Origin of the sequence: Arthrobacter sp. FW306-2-2C-D06B (assembly GCF_021789175.1) — a bacterium.
GTDB lineage: Bacteria > Actinomycetota > Actinomycetes > Actinomycetales > Micrococcaceae > Arthrobacter.
Genome location: NZ_CP084560.1, coordinates 3,951,918 through 3,970,069, shown reverse-complemented (window position 1 = coordinate 3,970,069; position 18,152 = coordinate 3,951,918). Strand labels below are relative to the sequence as shown.

Below are 18,152 nucleotides of genomic sequence, written 5' to 3'. Positions count from 1 at the left end.
ATGGCGGCCGCCCCGTCATCGGGGCGGCCGCCAGTATCAATAAGCTGCAGGCGTTACTGCTCTGTGTCTGCCGCAGCGGCCTTTTTGGCGTCCTTCTCTGCGCGAAGGGCCTCGGCCTCGTGCTGTTCCTCGGCCTTTTCCTGGCGGATGACCACCGCCAGGAGCTTCTCCATCTCTTTCGCAACACCAGCGGCAGAGGCAGGGTTCTGCCCGGTCACCAACCGCTCGGAGACAGCGACCTTCTCTGCGAAGACATCGGCGAACACGTGGATCGCGCCCTGTTCCTTGAGCCGGTCGGCCAGGAAGAACGGGATGACCTTGTCCATGCCTGCGGCAACTTCTTCGTCGTTGGTGAAGGCCGCCACTTCCCGGCCGCCGATGAGCCGGAACCCGTCGGCCAGGTCCACGTTCACCAAACCCGCCGGTCCGTGGCAGACGGCGCCAACCACACCACCGGCGTCGTAGACGCTCGCAACCAGGTTCTGCAGGCCTTCGCTGTCCGGGAAGTCCCACATTGTGCCGTGGCCTCCCACGAGGAAGACTGCGTCGTACTGTCCCGGATCAACGACGTCCACGCGGGCCGTGTTGTAGAGACCGGCGCGCGTAGTCTCGTCTGTCGTGAAGGCGACCTGGATGGGATCCTGCGGGTCCACTTCATCCTGCGGCGGCTGGCCGCCCTTGATGGATGCGAAGTCGACGAAGTGTCCGGAATCCTTGAAGACTTTCCAGGGATGTGCGGCCTCGGCCACGTTGTAGCCGGTCTTCTTTCCTGTATCGCCGAGCTCGGAAACGCTGGTCAGTACCATGAGGATTTTCTTCATGAAGTGCTCCTATCGTCCACATTCCACCCTACGCCTGCCCCAAATTGAGGCCCACCCCGGGTGGTGTAAGACCCAACTGACTCGCAGTTGTTGTCGTTATGAGGCCCCTAAACGACAACAAATGCGAGTCAGTTGGGACCGGGGGACGGGAATCAGCAGCCCTCGAAATCCGTGAGCACCTTGACCTTGTCGGCCGACGCGGAGGCCGGATCGAAGGCGTAGCCGAGCCATTCCCGTGCCAACCTGCTGGCCAGTTCCACCCCGACGACGCGCTGGCCCATGGTGAGTACCTGGCAATCGTTGGACAGGATGGATCGCTCCACCGAGAAGGAATCGTGGGCCGTGGTGGCGCGGATGCCGTCCACCTTGTTCGCCGCGATGGCCACGCCGATTCCCGTGCCGCAGAACAGGATCGCCCGGTCAGCACGGCCGTCCCGGATGAGTTCGCCCGCCTTGATCCCGACGTACGGATAGGGCGTGGTGAAGTCCTCCGGGGAGTCGCCGCGGTTGACGCCGATATCGATGATTTCGCTGACCCGGGGATCGTCCCGCAAGTCCGCCATGATCCGGTCTTTGTAGTCCACGCCTGCTTCATCGGCGCCCAGGATGAGTCGGAAACCTTTCGTAGTCATGCTGCGACCTTCCCGGCACTCACAAGATGCGGGCCCATGACTGTGAAGATCATTGCCAGCGATGTGGCTCCGGGGTCGGCTGTGCCCACGCTCTTCTCGGCGAGCGGCCGGGCCCGTCCTTTGAGCGGACGGAGAGAAGCCGTGGCTTGCGCGGCCGAGGTGGCCGCCGCCGCGGCTTCGGCCCAGGCAACATCCGGAAGGACACCCTCGGAGACGCGCTTGCTGAAGGTTTCGGCGAAGGGGAGCAGGGCATCCACCATGGTCTTGTCGCCGATCTCGGCCTTGCCCAGATCAGTGATCCGTGCAGCGAACGCCGTCACGGCCGCGGCAAGTTCAGCCGGTTCCGGCGCCTCGTCATTGCCGAGGGACTCGCCGAATGCCCGGAGGCCCGCGCCCCACAGGACGCCCGACGTTCCGCCGGCCTTGTCCGCCCAGGCGTCGCCTGCGGCTGCCAACATATCGCCGGCTCCGGCACCATCGGCCAAGGCCTTCGCGGCTGCGGCAGAGGCGGCGTCGATTCCGCGGACCATCCCGCGGCCGTGATCGCCGTCGCCCGCTACCGCGTCCATGTCGCCAAGGTGAGATTCGGCGTCGTGCAGTGCTTTCCGGGCCGCCTCGAGCGCGGTAGCGCAGTTCGCGGCGTAGTTGCGCGAGTCGAGGGTGGCCGCAAACTCCGTGGCGACTGGGCCGCCGTCGTACGCTTCCTCGGCAAACAAACCGCCAGCAAGCGCCGCGTTGCCGCGCCGGTAAGCGGGCGTTTCGGCCGGCGCCGTCCAAAGCGGTTCGAGTTCCTCGTCGAGCCAGGTGATGGTGAGGGAGACGCCGGACATGTCCAGACTGGTGACCAGTTCGCCGACCTCCGGCAGGACCAAAATGTACCCGGCTGCGCGCAGCAACGGAGCCACGGTTAGCCACAGGACGAAGAGTTCTTCGTGCTTGGTGGAGCCGAGTCCGTTGAGGATGACCGCGATGCGGTTGCCCGCTCCGTGCGGAGTCTCCGCCAACAGCCGCGCAACGAGCTCCTGGCCGAGTTCCTTGGCCGGCGGAAGATCGGTGTCGAACAATCCTGGCTCGCCGTGGATGCCCAAGCCGAGTCCCATCTGCTTGTCCTTGAGCGTGAACAGCGGCGCTTCGGCGCCGGGGAAGGTGCAGCCGTGGAAGGCACTGCCGATGGTACGGGTCAGGCTATTGGCCTTCCGGCCCAAGCGCACGACGTCGGCCAGCCCGACTCCCGCTTCGGCGGCGGCGCCCATGACCTTGAAGACCGTGAAGTCGCCCGCGATGCCACGGCGTTTGGCAGATTCCGACGGCGGCGCGCTCGCGATGTCGTCCGTCACCAGGACGTTTTCCACGGCGATGCCTTCCGCAGCCAAGCGCTCGCTCGCCATGCCGAAGTTCAGGACGTCCCCGGCGTAGTTGCCGTAAGTGAACACCACTCCGGCGCCGGAGTCCGCGGCCTTGGCCACGGAGTAGGCCTGTTGGGCGGACGGCGAGGTGAAGATGTTGCCCACGACGGCGCCGTCGGCAAATCCCGCGCCGATGAGTCCGGCGAATGCCGGGTAGTGCCCGGATCCGCCGCCGGCCAGGACCGCGACCTTGGGCTGCTCGGGGCGGTGGCGGCGCACTGCGCCGCCGGGAACCTGGCGTACCAGGCCAGAGTGGAGGTCGCAGAAGCCGGCGAGGGCTTCGTCCGCGAAATCGGCGGGATCGTTGAAGATTTTGGTCATCGTGGGCTCTTTCGGCTACGGATGCGGGGACTGCTAGTGGATGTGGCTTCCACCGTTGATGTCGATGGTGGTGCCGGTGAGGTAGGCGGATTCCTCGGACGACAGGAACGTGATGACGGCGGCGATTTCCTCGGTGGTGGCGTTGCGGCCCAGCGGGATCCCAGCGTTGATGGCGGCTTCCTGCTCGTCGGTGCTGCCGACGCGGATGTTCGTGTCCACGGCGCCCGGAGTGATGGCGTTCACGGTGACGCCGGTTGCGCCGATTTCGCGCGCCAATGCCTTGGTGAAGCCGAGGATGGCTGCCTTTGCGGCGGAGTAGGGGACCTTGCCGAAGACGCCGCCGCCGCGCTGGGCGGAGACGGAGGACATGTTGACGATGCGGCCCCAGCCGCTGGCGATCATGTCAGGCAGGAAAGCCTTGGTCACCAGGTAGGTGCCGGTAGCGTTCACGTCCATGATCTTGTGCCAGAGTTCGAGCGTGGTTTCGAGGAACGGCACAGGGGAGGTGATGCCCGCGATGTTGGCGAGCGCGCCGACGGCGGGGAGGTTGCCTGCGCTGATCTCGGCGGCGACTGCCTTGTACGCCGCGTTGACGGAAGCTTCGTTGGCGACGTCGATCTCGTACCCGAACGCAGGGACGTTGAACTGGTTGCCGATTTCCGCTGCGACCTTGGCGGACTTCTCGCCGTCGAGGTCCAGGATCACCACTGCCCAGCCGTTACTGGCGTAGCGGCGTGCGGTGGTGATGCCGATGCCCCGGTCCGAGGTTGCCCCGGTCAGGACGGCGGTTCGCTGGATGGTGGTGGTCATGATGCTCCTTGGGTTTGTTGTTGTGAAAGTCAGATGAGGTCTGTGATGAAGCTGGCGGCTTTGGCGGCCGCTGCCGGGCGTTCGTCGTGGGTGACATCGCGGGTTTCGAGCTCGAGCGAGAAATGGCCGCTGTAGCCGGTGGCTGCCAGCGAGCTGAGTCCGGCGGCGAAGTCAGCCTGGCCGTTTCCGATGCTGAGGTTGATGTTGCCCGGTACCGCGTCCCGCAGGTGGACATGTGCTATCCGGCCCTGATGGCGTTCGATGTACTCGAGCGGGTCTTCGCCCGCGGCGACGATGTGGCTGAAGTCCATGACAATCCCGACGCCGGAGCCCGCCAGCCGCGCGGCCAGCTGGTCCGCGCGGCCGAGGTTCCAGCAGAACCGGAGGAAGTGCAGGGATTCGGTCCAGAGTTCGACGCCGAACTCCGCCGCGCGCTGTCCGGCACCAATGAGTTGGGCTGCGATGGTGTCCAGGTCCTCGTCGAGGCTCCGGACAGGATCGTGTGACAAGGCGCCGCAGGGGAGGACCAGGGCCTTCGCGCCGGTGTTGGCGGTGAGGGTGAGGAGCGCATCAAGGTGACTTTGGCGGGCGACGCGCTGGCCGGCGTCGAGCACTGCATTGAGGTCGCCTATATCGCCGTTGACCGAGCGGACCCGCAACCCCGAGGCGGCAACCTCCGCAGCCACGGCCGCGACGGCGTCGGAATCAAGCTCATAGGGGACGTGATCGCAGACGCCCGGCAGTGCGCCGAGGTCGATTTCCTCAAAGCCCAGGCCATTGATGGTGCGCAATGCCGTGGGTAGATCCTGGTGCCGGAAGCTGATGGACGAGCAACCGAGTCGGGAGTTGAACATCTTCGTTTCCTCCAGTTGTGCCCGAAGGCAGTAGTGATGGGAACCACAGTAGCTAAGTTAACTGTTAACAGTCAACCCTTGAAGTTGACTGTTGACAGAAATGGATGATGCAGGTCACACTGGCGTATCATGTGTTAACAGTCGACAGTGCTGAAGCGCCTAGCCTCAGTCGCTCTTCGAAAGGGATTCACCAATGAGCAAAGAAGCTCTGACCATGCGCGGTCCGGTCCACGGCACCAAGGACGCCAGGCGCGTCGCCATCGGCTCCGGCGTGGGCGCAGTCATCGAAACCTATGACTTCATCGGCTTCGGCACCGCGGCTGCCCTGTATTTCGGAACGGCCTTCTTCCCGACGGGCGATCCCGTGACCGGAACCCTCGCCGCTTTCGCGACCCTCGGCGTCGGCTTCGCTGCCCGGCCTATCGGCGGCATCATCGGCGGCCACCTGGGCGACAAGCTGGGACGCAAGCCCGTCCTCGTGGCCTCGTTGATCCTGATGGGTGTGGCTACGTTCCTGATCGGCCTTCTTCCCACCTACAGCCAAGTGGGCCTCCTGGCGCCCGCGCTCCTCGTATTCGTCCGCATCGTCCAAGGCCTGGCCTTCGGGGCCGAGTGGGGCGGCGCCATCCTGATGAGCTATGAGCACGCTCCGTGGAAGAAGAAGGGAAAGTACACGGGCATCGTCCAGGCCGGATTCCCCGTGGGACTCCTGCTGGCCAACCTGACGTTCCTTGTCAGCGTCCAGCTTGGCGGCGAACTCGCCTGGCGCATTCCGTTCCTCGCCAGCATCGTGTTGGTTGTCGTCGGCTTGATCATCCGCTCCAAGGTCCCGGAATCCCCGGTCTTCGACGAGGTCAAGGAGAGCGGCGCAATCGTGAAGTCGCCCATCGTCGAGGTCCTGAAGACCGACTGGCGCAACATCGTCAAGGGAATCGGCCTCCGCATTGCCGAGACCGCAGGCTACGCCGTCTCCATCACGTACATGATCTCCTACCTGAACAGCCAGCACTTGGCGGATAAGACCCAGACCCTGGTGGCCCTCTGCATCGCTTCGGCCATCGGCATCTTCGCAACCCAGGCCTGGGCACGGCTGACGGACCGGATCGGACGGCGTCCCGTCTACATCTGGTCCTGCGCCTTTGCAGTGCTCTTTGCCATCCCGATGTTCCTGCTGGTCAACACCGGTTTGTTCATCTTCATCATTGCCACGATCGCCGTCTCCTACGGCGTCTGCCAGAACTCGCTTGCCGGCGCCCAGGGCGCCTGGTTCCCCGAGCTGTTCCAGGCGAAAACCCGCGCTTCGGGAGCTTCACTGGCCTATCAGATCTCGGCCACGATCTCGGGCTTCACCCCCTTCATCACCACCCTGCTCTTCGTCGCCATCGGATGGATGGGCCCGGCATTGCTCTTCGGCCTGTACGCGGCCATCGGTCTTTGGGCGGCTTTGGCTACCCGAGAAACCTGGGGCAAGCGGGAACGCGAGTTGGCCGATGAGGCCACCAAAAGCACCCCCCAGTCGGTGAATGTCTAATGACGGTGGCCCAGGACCAAAAAACGGCAGGACGAATCGGAGAAACGGCGATGGAACGTATCGAACGCGTGGGCGCAGCCGCCACCCGGATCCGGCACCACGCCCTCAACATGGGCGAAGTCCAGGGGCAGGGCTACGTTGGCCAGGCACTCGGTGCGGCGGACATGCTAGCCGCGGTCTACGCGGACCAGCTCCGCTACCGTGCCAATGATCCCGAGTGGGAGGGCCGGGACCGTTTCCTCCTCTCCACGGGCCATTACGCGATCGGCCACTACGCAGCCCTGGCCGAGGCCGGAATCATTCCCGTGGAGGAACTCGAAAGCTACGGCTCAGACGATTCCCGCCTCCCCATGTCAGGGATGTCGACATACACGCCGGGCATGGAAATCTCCGGAGGGTCGCTTGGCCACGGGCTCTCCATCGCCGTCGGAATGGCCCTTGGCCTCCGGCACCGCGCTCAATCGGAAGAGGGCTCCGGGGCAAGGGTGTACAACTTCCTCTCTGACGGCGAGCTGGACGAAGGATCCACCTGGGAAGCCGCCATGGGCGCGCACCACCACCAACTGGGGAACCTCACCGCGATGGTGGATATCAACGCCCTCCAGGCAGATGGCAAGACGGACACCGTCCTCCGGACCGAACCCGTGATGGAGAAGTGGAAGGCCTTCGGCTGGTATACCCAGAGGGTGGACGGGAACGACGTCGGCGCGTTGCTGGCCGCGTTCGACAACGCAGCCGCCCAGGCCGCCGCCGTCGGGCGTCCTTCCGTCATCCTGTGCGACACGAAGGTGGGGCGCGGCGTGCCGCTGCTCGAGGAACGTGAAAAGGCGCACTTCATGCGCATCGAAGAACACGAATGGCAGCTCTGCCGCAAGCAACTGACTGCAGGATCCAACGGGAAGGCCGGCCGATGAGCACCGTCACCGCTTCGAAGGGTGCAGCCCCCAAGCTGAAAACCTCGGCCATGATCGCGTCCTTCGCGGATCCGGGCCAGAAGACTTCTGCCGCACCCTTCGGGCACGCGTTGGTGAAGGCCGCCGAGGCTGACCCGCGAATCGTCGGGCTCACCGCCGACCTGGGCAAATACACGGACATGCATATCTTCGCGAAGGCGTTCCCGGAGCGGTTTTTCCAGATGGGCATGGCTGAGCAGTTGCTCTTCGGTGCGGCCGCAGGGTTGGCCGAGACCGGCTTGGTGCCGTTCGCCTCGACCTATTCCGTGTTCGCCGCGCGCCGGGCCTACGATTTCCTGTGCCTCGACATCGCCGAGCCGAACCTCAACGTGAACATCGTCGGCGGACTCCCTGGGCTGACCACGGGGTACGGCCCCAGCCACCAGGCCACCGAAGACATGGCGATATTCCGCGGCATGCCGAATCTGACCATCGTCGATCCATGCGACTCCGTGGACATCGAACAAGCTGTGCCGCAACTGGCCGCCAGCGACGGTCCCACTTACCTGCGCCTCCTCCGCGGCAACGTGCCCACTGTGCTGGACGAGTACGACTACGCGTTCGAACTCGGCAAGGCGAAGGTGCTTCGTGGTGGCAACGACGTCGTGTTCGTGTCCAGCGGGCTGATGACCATGCGTGCGCTGCAGGCAGCGGAGGCGCTTGCCGCGCACAAGGTGGACGTCGCCGTCGTGCATGCGCCCACCATCAAACCGTTCGACGCCGCCACCGTCCTGGCGGAACTGAACACCGACCGCCTGGCCGTCACGTTGGAGAACCACAGCGTGGTGGGCGGCTTGTTCGAAACCGTGGCCTCCGCCGTGGTCACGGCTGGGCTGGGCAAGCGGGTGGTTCCGGTGGCGCTTCCGGATGAGTTCCTCGACGCCGGTGCGCTGCCCACCCTGCACGAGCGCTACGGATTGTCGGTACAGCGGATCGTGGCGAAGGTCCTCGCTGAACTGGGCTGAGCCTGGCAATTCGTTGGCAGGAGCGCGGAGCAGGCATGGGCCGGTTCCGCGCTCCTGCCGTAAGATCAACAGTTAACACGCCGACTGTAAACAGTCGACCACTGACATTGAGGACGGACATGATGGCCGGAGCAACAGCACCCCTTCTGGGACTGGAAAAGAAGAGCCTCCGCGAGCAGGCGCTCTCTGCCCTGCGCACCGCCATCACCAGCGGCGAGCTGGCGCCGGGACGCCATTTGGTGGAAACCGAGCTGTCGGACATGCTCCAGATCAGCCGCGGGACGCTCCGGGAAGCCTTGCGGCAACTCGAGCAGGAAGGCCTGCTGTCCGCTGGTCCGCGCGGCCGGCTCTCCGTCCGCCATCTCGACGCCAAGGAAATCCGCGATATCTACTCCGTGCGGGCAGCCCTGGAGTCCCTCGCTGCGCGCACGCTCTGCGAGTTGCCGGACCGCCAACAGGTGATCGCCTCCCTGCGCTCCGCCATCGATGCCATGGCCGCCGCGGCCAAGGGAAGCCTCGAGGAACGGATCGAGTCCGATCTGGAATTCCACCGCACCATGTGTCGCCTTACCGGAAACGAGACCCTGCTCCATTCCTGGGAGTCGCTGGAGGGATCCATCCGGATGTCCATCATGTTTGCCGGACTGGAAAAGGGCGTCAAGAACATGAGCGTCGAGCGGCACCACGACATCGTGGCGGCCATCGAGACCGGTGATGCATCGCTGGCGCGCAAGACCATCCTCGAGCACATGGACAGCGCTGCCGCGGTGCTGGTCGCCTAAGCGCCCGACGGCGGGTGCCCGACGGCGGCGCCCAACTGCGGTAACGGCGCCTCTGAAGGGGTCACTGCCAGTACCCCTCAGGACAGAGTCTCCCTTGTTTTCTGCATAGGCTGTTTCCTTTAAACCATGACTCGTCCCGAAACCACTTTTCCGGCTCCGGTTCCTCCCTCAGCCATGGCCGATGCACCCCGGGCACGGCTCACGCTCATGATTGCGTCGCTGGGGTTCTTCCTCATCACCCTCGACATCCTGATCGTCAATGTCGCGCTTACCAGCATCGGTAAGGAACTCGGGGGCGGAACGGCCAGCCTGCAATGGGTGATCGACGGTTACACGCTGATGTTCGCCGCGTTGTTGCTGTTCGCAGGGAACCTTTCGGATCGGATCGGTGCTAAAAGGGCGCTGGGATGGGGTATCGCACTGTTTCTGGTGGCGTCGGTCGCGTGCGCACTCGCGCCGACGTCGGGAGTGCTCATTGCCGCCCGCTTCCTCCAAGGAGGTGCCGCATCGATCATGCTGCCGGCGTCGATGGCGCTGATCCGGCAAGCTTTTCCCGATCCCCGCCGTCGCGCACATGCACTCGGGATCTGGGCGGTTGGCGGGGCAGTCGCCGGAGCCGTGGGACCGCTTGTCGGCGGCCTCCTCACCACACTGGACTGGCGGCTCGTGTTCGGCATCAACCTTCCCGTGTGCATCGCGATGCTGGTGCTCCTGGCTTCCGTTGCGACGTCCCCGCGACGGCCGACTCCGTTCGACTGGGCAGGCCAGGCCGCGGCGATCGTTGCCCTGACCGCGTTGATGTACGGACTCATTACGGGAGGGACCGAGGGCTTCGGCACGGTACCCGTGATTGGTAGCTTGGTGCTCGCAGGGGTTAGCCTCGCGGCTTTCCTTTTGATCCAGGCGCGCGGCCGGCACCCGATGATGCCGCTTGAGCTGTTTCGCTCCACTGGCATGAGAATTTCGCTCTCGGTCGGTTTCGCGTTCATGGTTGGCCACTTCGGGACCGTCTTTGTGGTCAGTCTGTTTCTCCAACAGCACCTCGGGCTGACACCTCTTCAGGCCGGTTTCACGTTCCTTCCTTCGGCGGCGTTCAGCATCGTCGGGAACATCGTCAGCGGTACCCTCTCGAACCGGTTCGGGACGCGGGTGCCGGTGGTCGTCGGATTGACGTCCATGGTGGTGGGGCTCACTGCGATGCTTCTCACGGCGCCGCTGGGGTCGCCGCTGCTCGTCGGTGTCTTCTTGATTTTCACGGGTTCGGGGGGATCGATCGCGATGCCGCAGGTCACCGCCGTCGTACTCGCGAGCGTCCCGAGCGAAAAAGCGGGCACGGCAAGCGCGGTCTTCAACACCTTCCGCCAAGTGGGCGGCGCGGTCGCCATCGCCGTCTTCGGCGCTCTCATCGCAGACCGCACGAACTTCGTCCACGGTATGCAGACCAGCTTCATCATCGCGGCGTCGCTTCTTCTTCTCACCGCGCTCGCCAGCCTTTTCATCCACTCGCCGGACGCCGGTAGGAGCTGATCAAGCATCGCCATACCGCCAACCGTCTTACACTTCGGCTGTCATGCCCGTGTTCTTCGCATTTCCTTGGAGCCTGCTGGCGGCCGGAAAATCAGGTCCGTTAGGACACAGACGATCAAGGCAACGGTGAAGAAGGAAGACCGCGAGCACCGCACTGTGCCCTGATGTAGCGCGCCGTAACCTACCTGAGTGAGGCAAATCGATCCGCGGCACACTAAGACTTTGTCAAAGTTCATTTCGAAACAGCACGTACCCGGAGACAAAGAGCCCTGGCCGACTTCGAAGACTGACCCGACTGGCTCGGGCGTTCAAAATTCGAGCCCGGCAGGTCACAACACAGGCTGCATTCTCGGTCAGTTTTTGGTTGCGGTCGCCATCACAGCATCCGGTTCCTGCCGCGGATGGATCCTGCTGATTGGTCCTTCTGGAACACTCGGGCACAGAGTCAGGACCGGCTCGTACCTTGGTGCTGGTCCGGAATCAGGTTTTGTGGGGGTGTCATCCCACTCGTATGCCACGACCCTTAGGGTGTTGAGCAGTCTTCCAAGCAGCACCGCAAGCGCGTATGGGCCGCGGAAGAGAAGGTGAATCTCCGCATTCGAATTCTCGCCCGAGATCTTTTTGATCTTATGGAGCATTTCAGCGGCCAAAGACGGCGCATCGGTGTGACTCATCATCTGGCCGGAGCGAGACTTGAAATGCTCAAAGGATACAAACTCGCCCGCCCTGTCTCTAAGGACAGTTTTTAGCGCCGCATCGCTCGGCGTCGGCATGAGGTCCATGTATACGAGCACCTTCGAGCTGCCGTCCGGACTGATTGTATTGACTAGGTGGTTGTGCCGAACGAGAAGTTCGGGATCACTATGCGCTTGCGTAGCCGGCCCCGACACCCATACGTTGCCGTCGACATCCTCCACAAGAATCTTCCTGACGATGGTCGAAGGCAGCGCGGCGCCGACGGCAAGTGCGACAGAGAGATGCATGCCGCCACTGATGTGAACTGTTTTCGCGCCACTGGCCGAAACACCGTCCGCAACGATGGGCAACGCCAGTGCAAGGTCTTCCAAACCCTCGAGATTTGGAAGCCGTCCTGTTTGGCCGGGCCGGATGCGGACCTTCAGATCGGCCGTATCCTCCTCCCATGCTTGGGGTGGTGTCCTAGTCTGGGTCATGATTCGAATGGTCGAATCGGCGTCGCGGATCGCCGCCCTCTTTTGGTGGATATGGGCAATGACTAGATCTCTAATGAGTTGTCTCCGTTCCCCGGCGGTGTCCACGGAGTGCTGCTTCTTGTTTGACAACGTTCCGGGCACCTGATCAAGTATTCGATCCGGTGCAGCGTAGTCGACGCGACCGGACGTGCTTCGAACCGTGTTGGCAATGCCAAACCCAAAGCGCGGATCTCTGTCCAGTTCTAGCAGTTTGGGTAATTCTCTGTGCCGAACGACCCCGCTAAACTGCATTTCCGGGGTCACAACGAGTACCGCGCCGGCAAGTCCACCCGTTAGAGCTTCATCGAGCCTGGTTTCGGTATTCCCCGGCGGAAGGTCCGTTTGGTCGTGCCACACCGGCAGTCCTGCGGCGCGCAAGAGCCAAGCAACAGGGACAGCGGTGTCCGTGCCATCGCTCTGCCGGTAAGACACGAAATACGGGCCATCCGGGGAAATTTCTGGCTTCAATGTATTCATTGACGGATCTCCTGATCGGGAACGGGAGTGCTTGGTGCGGAGTAGCTCTGACGTAACTCTGGGGTCGTTAGTGAAATCCGGTGGCCCGCCGTGCGACGGGCCCAACGCAGATGAAAGGTGTGGTGGGACTGATCCTTGGTGAAAGCACAGACGATGAGCGCCACCGACCCCTCTGCGACCGCCGCGAGTTCCTTGAGAGTTCTGAGATCTAGGCGGCTTGGTCCAATTGGGGCTGGATGGCTGTGCCACTCGCCGACGTATCCCTCTATTTCGCTACCGGTCTGCAAATATTCCTGAAGAAGCGTGTCGGCGACTCTGCCATCGCGCCGGTAATGACTCGAACCGACGGACTCTGGTGGAACGAGCAACACCTCGGACACGACAATGTCGTCTGATTCGCGGTAACCGACGAGGATGCCGCCGCTTTCAAACGGAAGGGCCAGCTCGGCCAGGCCGAGAATACGTGCGGCAGATTGGTGGGACAGATGGACGATCGGCTGGCGCGGCCTCATGTCGGTGCCTCGAGACCAAGATGAACGACGTGCCCGGCCAGCGCAATTGGCTTTTCTGACAGAAGTTCCACGGCGTAGTGGGATGTCAGGGCCGCCGCCAGACCAACTATGTGCGGCGTCGCCGGAGAAACGGGGCTAGCACAACCGGTTTCATAAAGGTCTGGGACGTTGTCCTCGTTGAATTGAAGACCACGGGAATCCGGTACTGGTTGCTGATCGGCCCGGGCTGGCAGGATGTCGACACGAGCCGTTCGCCCGCGGTTCTGGATGCATCCGCTGACGATCTGCTTGCCCGCGGCGTGTGCCGCGGCCCTAAGTAGGGCTGTGCAGCTGAAGTCGGCGGATGTGTCGATAACGAGGTCATGCTGCTCGACCAATTTCAGCGCTTCCTCGCCTCGGGAGATCCTCGTGACTTTGGGTATGACGTCAATGGCTTTCACTCCATCGCTGGTTTTCAAGGTCCTCGCAACCGCCTCGACTTTCGGTAACCCGACATGGGCAGGGCCGGCGAGATGCCTTACGACGTTTCCGGGCTTGAGCACGTCGGAGTCCACCAAGGTCATCTTCGCAATGCCTGCGCGCATCATAAGATCTGCGGTGTGTGAGCCTATGGCGCCCACCCCGACTATGGCCACGGACTTTCGGCAAAGAACACGACGGTTTGGACCCGCTCGAAGTGTTCGTGCATCCAATACCGTGCTGGCGCTGACGCGGCTTTGAACGCTCATGCCTCCGTTGGAGTTAGGTTGGACGTCGAGGGTGAGTACGCCATGGTGTTCTCCGCGTGTGTAGCGTAAGAGGAGGAGCCTCACACAGTCGGCAGTAATGGCAGACTCAAGCGTCGTCCCTTCCGGCAACAGCGCAACAATGTCCTCCCAAGACCTTGGGGGCACCGTGAGTTCTCCAAGTTCTCCGATGTATCCATAGAAGGACTTTCGGTAGGAGTTTCCTTTGCGGCGTCCAAGTCCCTTGAGGACGAGTGTGTTGTTGGCCTGGCGGGCGAACCGCACATAGGCGTTCCTATACCTGTCCAAGTCGCCGTAGAGAATGAGTGTTGAATCCGTGCTCGATTCGAAGTATCGGTCCAGATCAAGGTCTGGTCTGTCGTTCGGCCATCCTCGATCCGCCTCGACGAACCAGCGCGAGACGTGGGCAAGGAAGTCACCAACATTGATCCACCAGAGATCGGAGTAGTCTTCCTCAGCTATGAGGCAGAGCGCTCCATCTCTCTCTCGATGCCAAGACCAGGGAACTGACGCTTCGTCGGCTGGGTAGACTTTCGGGCGCGACAACGGGAACTGATCGGGCAGAACCACTGTGACCTGTGCTGTTGATCCACCACGATCAACAGTGCCGCGCCACTCGGACTCCTTTAGCCGGAATCCCGCTCTGGCCAGGCCCTCCTCGAATTCGGCCCGGTGTGATGCAAGTTCCTCATCCCATGCCGCTTTCACCCGAAGTTGCGGCTCCCTGCCGGGACATGCGCGTCGCCCGGTACGATGAGACGCTCCTTCTTTGTCCCGTCTTCCTCGTAGCCTGCAGGCATCGGAAAGACCTCTTCACCGTCACCGTTTACGCCCAAAAGATTCCGGAATCCCAGGGCCGCCTTTCCACGGTCTTCTTCTGCCAAGGCCCGGGCTGCCGACTCAGACGCTCCCGCAAACGTGGTCTTTAGGCGCTCAAATTCTTCCGTCTTGGCACGCACTGAGAGTGGGAGCCCGGGCAGCGTGGGATCTCCGATGCTGAGTCCGTAGTCAACGTGGTTCTTGATCAACTTTGCGACTACGGCCAGTGCGGAAGCGTAATAGTCTGCTTGGTTCTGCCCCACCACTGCCCCACTCGCAAACGCCTGATAGGTGGCAATTTCGATGAAGAAGCCGCCCGGCTTCGAATGGCCCATGAGTGCCCTACGCGTTTGGCGCAGTAACTTGACGGTGGGGACATACATCGCGGCATGCGCGTCGTTCATTTGCTGCGTCAGCGAGGTCAGAAGATCCGGATTCGTCTGCTGCCAGTCATTGTCTTGACCGCGTTTGGGGATCTCCCAGGAGTTCTTGTCCCAATGAGGTCGCGCCGGCACGGCATCGACGTATAGGTCGAACTCTGGGAAATCCACCTGAAGGCTGCGGTCCTGACGTTTCGTTCGCTGGTGCCCGCTGGAGTCACGGCCGAAAGCTCCGTGTAGAACCTCGAAGAATTTGTCCAGGATTTCTTTGGACGTCACACCGACTGGAAGTTCCTCAAGCATGCAAAAAACATCAACGTCTTTTACTCGTCGAATCGAGACGCGTCGCTTGTAGGAGCCGATCAGCACACTCTTGATCCCGTACTCAGCTAGTGTTGCGTCCGATTCAAGCACGCTTCGAACCAATTGATGAGCTTCCGGGGCGTTTTCCTTGTCAGCCCCCGGTTCAATACGTCCTAGCGCCGTTGAGAATTCCCCACTAAGCAAAGCCATCCTGTCCCCTTCGTTTGAGCCGATCTGCTTGGTGGACGCCATTGGCGGTACTTGCAAAGCTTCGAATCCAAGTACTACATATGGTAGTAGCCCATTCACGCAACCACAATATGTGGTATTACAAGTATGTCATTCCAACCCCAAGAACAGTTTAGAATTCGCTCAAGATTTGCCTAAGATGCTCCATGTCTCACAGGGGGCTGTTCGGCACCGACGCCCGGGCCGGTGGATTCGAACGGTTCCCTACTGTGCGTGAGCGACTCTCCTTTGTCTTGCTTAAACTAGATCGATTCAGAATCAACCACCGATTTCTCGCTCCGTGAGGGGGTGGGCACCGGTTGCACCCTCGGACTTGGCCGCTAGTTATGACAGGGTGAACTTTCCTTTCCTGCAAGTGGTTGGCGAAATTATTCTATTGACTGCTTCTGGGTCCCTTTCTCTGGGCACGTTTACCGCCAGGTCACCCGCCCACGTAGGCCGCCAGGTGCTGGCCTGTAAGGGTTGAGCGGGCGGCGACGAGATCGGCGGGCGTGCCCTCAAAAACGATCCGGCCGCCGTCGTGACCCGCGCCCGGGCCGAGATCGATGATCCAGTCGGCATGCGTCATGACCGCCTGGTGGTGCTCGATAACGATGACAGACTTCCCGGAGTCCACGAGCCGGTCCAGCAAGTCAAGCAGCTGTTCGACGTCGGCGAGGTGCAGGCCCGAGGTGGGCTCATCGAGAATCAGCACACCGCCCTTTTCGCCCATGTGGGTGGCGAGTTTGATCCGCTGCCGCTCGCCGCCGGAAAGTGTGGTGAGCGGTTGGCCGAGGCTGAGGTAGCCGAGTCCGACGTCGGCCAGCCGCTGCAGGATCGCGTGGGCCGCCGGAATGCGGGCCTCGCCGTCGGAGAAGAACTCCTCGGCCTCTTTCACGGACATCGCCAGCACCTCCGCGATGTTGCGGCCGCCGAGGCGGTATTCGAGCACCGATGCCTGGAACCGTTTGCCTTCGCACTCTTCGCAGGGGGTGGACACGGTATCCATGAACCCGAGATCCGTGTAGATGACGCCCGCGCCGTTGCAGGTGGGGCATGCGCCCTCGGAATTCGCGCTGAACAGTGCCGGCTTCACGCCATTGGCCTTCGCGAACGCCTTGCGTATGGGCTCGAGCAGCCCGGTGTACGTCGCGGGGTTGCTCCGCCGCGAGCCCTTGATCCCCGCCTGATCGATCGACACGACGCCGTCCCTCCCGGACAGCGAGCCGTGAATCAGCGAGCTTTTGCCGGATCCGGCGACGCCCGTGACGACAACCAGGACCCCGAGCGGAATGTCGATGTCGACGTCGCGCAGGTTGTTCGCAGCCGCGCCACGAATCTCCAGTGCGCCCGCGGGTTTCCGTGCGGTCTTCTTGAGGGTTGAGCGGTCCTCGAGGTGGCGCCCGGTCAGGGTGCCGCTGGAACGCAGCCCCTCGAGGGTGCCCTCAAAGACCACTTCGCCACCGGCGGAGCCTGCGCCGGGACCGAGGTCGACCACGTGGTCGGCGATCGCTATCGCCTCCGGTTTGTGCTCCACGACGAGCACGGTGTTGCCCTTGTCGCGCAGTTGCAGCAGCAGCTTGTTCATGCGCTCGATGTCGTGCGGGTGCAATCCGATCGTGGGTTCATCGAAGACGTAGGTGACGTCCGTGAGCGAGGATCCCAGATGCCGGATCATCTTGGTGCGCTGCGCCTCACCGCCGGAGAGCGTTCCTGCCGGCCGGTCGAGCGAGAGATAGCCGAGCCCGATCTCAGCGAACGAGTCAAGGAGGTGCCGCAGCCCTTTGAGGAGCGGTGCCACCGACGGTTCGTCGAGCCCGCGCACCCATTCGGCAAGGTCGCTGATCTGCATCGAGCACGCGTCCGCGATGCTGATTCCCTTGATCTTTGACGAGCGGGCCGCCTCGGTGAGCCGGGTGCCATCGCAATCGGGACAGGTCGTGAAGGTGATGGCCCGCTCGACGAAGGCGCGGATATGTGGCTGCATCCCCTCCGGGTCCTTGGAAAGCATAGACTTCTGGATCTTGGGAATCAGGCCCTCGTAGGTCAGGTTGATTCCCTCGACCTTGATCTTGGTCGGCTCCTTGTGGAGCAGGTCGTGGAGTTCCTTCTTGGTGTACTTGCTGATCGGCTTGTCCATGTCGAAGAAGCCGGAGCCGCTGAAGATGCGGCCGTACCAGCCGTCCATGCTGTAGCCGGGGATCGTGAGGGCGCCCTCGGCGAGCGACTTGCCGCCGTCGTACAGGGCGGTCAGATCGAAATCCGTGACCGAACCCCGCCCTTCGCAGCGCGGGCACATGCCGCCCGTGATGCTGAAACTGCGGCGCTCTTTCGTCGTGGTGCCGCCGCGCTCTACGGTGACCGCGCCCGCGCCCGAGATCGAGGCGACATTGAACGAGAACGCTTGCGGCGATCCGATGTGCGGCTGGCCAAGCCGGCTGAAGAGCATGCGCAGCATGGCGTTGGCGTCGGTGGCGGTACCCACTGTGGAACGGGGGTTTGCGCCCATTCGCTCCTGGTCGACGATGATCGCGGTCGTGAGTCCTTCGAGCAGGTCCACGTCCGGCCGGGCCATAGTCGGCATGAAACCTTGCACGAAGGTGCTGTACGTTTCGTTGATCATGCGCTGCGATTCCGCGGCGATCGTGGCGAACACGAGGGAGCTCTTGCCCGAACCGGAGACGCCCGTGAACACCGTCAGCCGGCGCTTAGGCAGCTCGATGCTGATGTCCTTGAGATTGTTCTCCCGGGCACCCTGCACGCGAATCAGATCGTGGGTGTCGGCAGTATGCAGCTCAGGCGACTGCGTGTCCGTGCTCGTGGCCGTGCTCATGGTGTCTCCATCTTTTACGCGGGGTCGTCTTCGCGGTCTTC

Annotated in this window: 15 protein-coding genes; 5 read left to right on the top strand and 10 right to left on the bottom strand. The window is 62.8% G+C overall.

What is annotated here, in order from left to right:
* Positions 1-53: 53 nt before the first annotated feature.
* The 5 genes from LFT47_RS18480 to LFT47_RS18460 all read right to left on the bottom strand — a co-directional run bounded on the left by LFT47_RS18480 (position 54) and on the right by LFT47_RS18460 (position 4,844).
* The gene (locus LFT47_RS18480; RefSeq protein ID WP_236812947.1) at positions 54-821 is read right to left on the bottom strand and encodes a type 1 glutamine amidotransferase domain-containing protein; all 768 of its coding nucleotides are present in this window, start codon (positions 819-821) and stop codon (positions 54-56) included.
* A 152-nt stretch (positions 822-973) separates the two neighbouring features.
* Positions 974-1,453, bottom strand: coding sequence for an RpiB/LacA/LacB family sugar-phosphate isomerase (locus LFT47_RS18475; protein ID WP_236812945.1), 480 nt, complete (start codon positions 1,451-1,453; stop codon positions 974-976).
* Complete coding sequence (locus tag LFT47_RS18470; RefSeq protein WP_236812944.1) at positions 1,450-3,180, bottom strand: dihydroxyacetone kinase family protein; 1,731 nt, start codon at positions 3,178-3,180, stop codon at positions 1,450-1,452. The genes LFT47_RS18475 and LFT47_RS18470 overlap by 4 nt, the downstream gene beginning before the upstream one ends.
* A 33-nt stretch (positions 3,181-3,213) precedes the next feature.
* A complete protein-coding gene (locus tag LFT47_RS18465) occupies positions 3,214-3,990 on the bottom strand; it encodes an SDR family NAD(P)-dependent oxidoreductase (protein WP_236812942.1) in 777 nt (258 codons plus the stop codon).
* Between the two features lie 29 nt (positions 3,991-4,019).
* Positions 4,020-4,844 carry a sugar phosphate isomerase/epimerase family protein gene (locus tag LFT47_RS18460; protein ID WP_236812940.1) on the bottom strand — a complete coding sequence of 275 codons (825 nt, stop codon included), beginning with the start codon at positions 4,842-4,844 and terminating at the stop codon, positions 4,020-4,022.
* A 193-nt stretch (positions 4,845-5,037) separates the two neighbouring features.
* Between LFT47_RS18460 and LFT47_RS18455 the strand changes: the two genes are divergently transcribed.
* From LFT47_RS18455 to LFT47_RS18435, 5 genes are all read left to right on the top strand, one after another.
* A complete protein-coding gene (locus tag LFT47_RS18455) occupies positions 5,038-6,375 on the top strand; it encodes an MFS transporter (RefSeq protein ID WP_236812938.1) in 1,338 nt (445 codons plus the stop codon).
* Between the two features lie 50 nt (positions 6,376-6,425).
* Positions 6,426-7,289 (top strand): transketolase, encoded by an 864-nt coding sequence (locus LFT47_RS18450; protein WP_236812937.1) that lies wholly within the window; start codon positions 6,426-6,428, stop codon positions 7,287-7,289.
* A complete protein-coding gene (locus LFT47_RS18445) occupies positions 7,286-8,293 on the top strand; it encodes a transketolase family protein (protein ID WP_236812935.1) in 1,008 nt (335 codons plus the stop codon). Before LFT47_RS18450 ends, LFT47_RS18445 begins: the two co-directional genes overlap by 4 nt.
* Positions 8,294-8,415: 122 nt before the next feature.
* A complete protein-coding gene (locus tag LFT47_RS18440; RefSeq protein ID WP_236818689.1) occupies positions 8,416-9,075 on the top strand; it encodes a GntR family transcriptional regulator in 660 nt (219 codons plus the stop codon).
* A gap of 126 nt (positions 9,076-9,201) precedes the next feature.
* A complete protein-coding gene (locus LFT47_RS18435) occupies positions 9,202-10,602 on the top strand; it encodes an MFS transporter (RefSeq protein ID WP_236812933.1) in 1,401 nt (466 codons plus the stop codon).
* 353 nt (positions 10,603-10,955) lie between these two features.
* Here LFT47_RS18435 and LFT47_RS18430 read toward each other — a convergent pair whose 3' ends face one another.
* The 5 genes from LFT47_RS18430 to LFT47_RS18410 all read right to left on the bottom strand — a co-directional run bounded on the left by LFT47_RS18430 (position 10,956) and on the right by LFT47_RS18410 (position 18,111).
* Complete coding sequence (locus LFT47_RS18430) at positions 10,956-12,290, bottom strand: SAVED domain-containing protein (protein WP_236812931.1); 1,335 nt, start codon at positions 12,288-12,290, stop codon at positions 10,956-10,958.
* A complete protein-coding gene (locus LFT47_RS18425; protein WP_236812929.1) occupies positions 12,287-12,802 on the bottom strand; it encodes a Mov34/MPN/PAD-1 family protein in 516 nt (171 codons plus the stop codon). Before LFT47_RS18425 ends, LFT47_RS18430 begins: the two co-directional genes overlap by 4 nt.
* Positions 12,799-14,256, bottom strand: coding sequence for a ThiF family adenylyltransferase (locus LFT47_RS18420; protein WP_236812927.1), 1,458 nt, complete (start codon positions 14,254-14,256; stop codon positions 12,799-12,801). The genes LFT47_RS18425 and LFT47_RS18420 overlap by 4 nt, the downstream gene beginning before the upstream one ends.
* Positions 14,253-15,302 carry a nucleotidyltransferase domain-containing protein gene (locus LFT47_RS18415; protein WP_236812925.1) on the bottom strand — a complete coding sequence of 350 codons (1,050 nt, stop codon included), beginning with the start codon at positions 15,300-15,302 and terminating at the stop codon, positions 14,253-14,255. The genes LFT47_RS18420 and LFT47_RS18415 overlap by 4 nt, the downstream gene beginning before the upstream one ends.
* Positions 15,303-15,720: 418 nt before the next feature.
* On the bottom strand, positions 15,721-18,111 hold the full coding sequence (locus LFT47_RS18410; protein WP_236812923.1) for an ATP-binding cassette domain-containing protein: 2,391 nt from the start codon (positions 18,109-18,111) through the stop codon (positions 15,721-15,723).
* Positions 18,112-18,152: the final 41 nt, after the last annotated feature.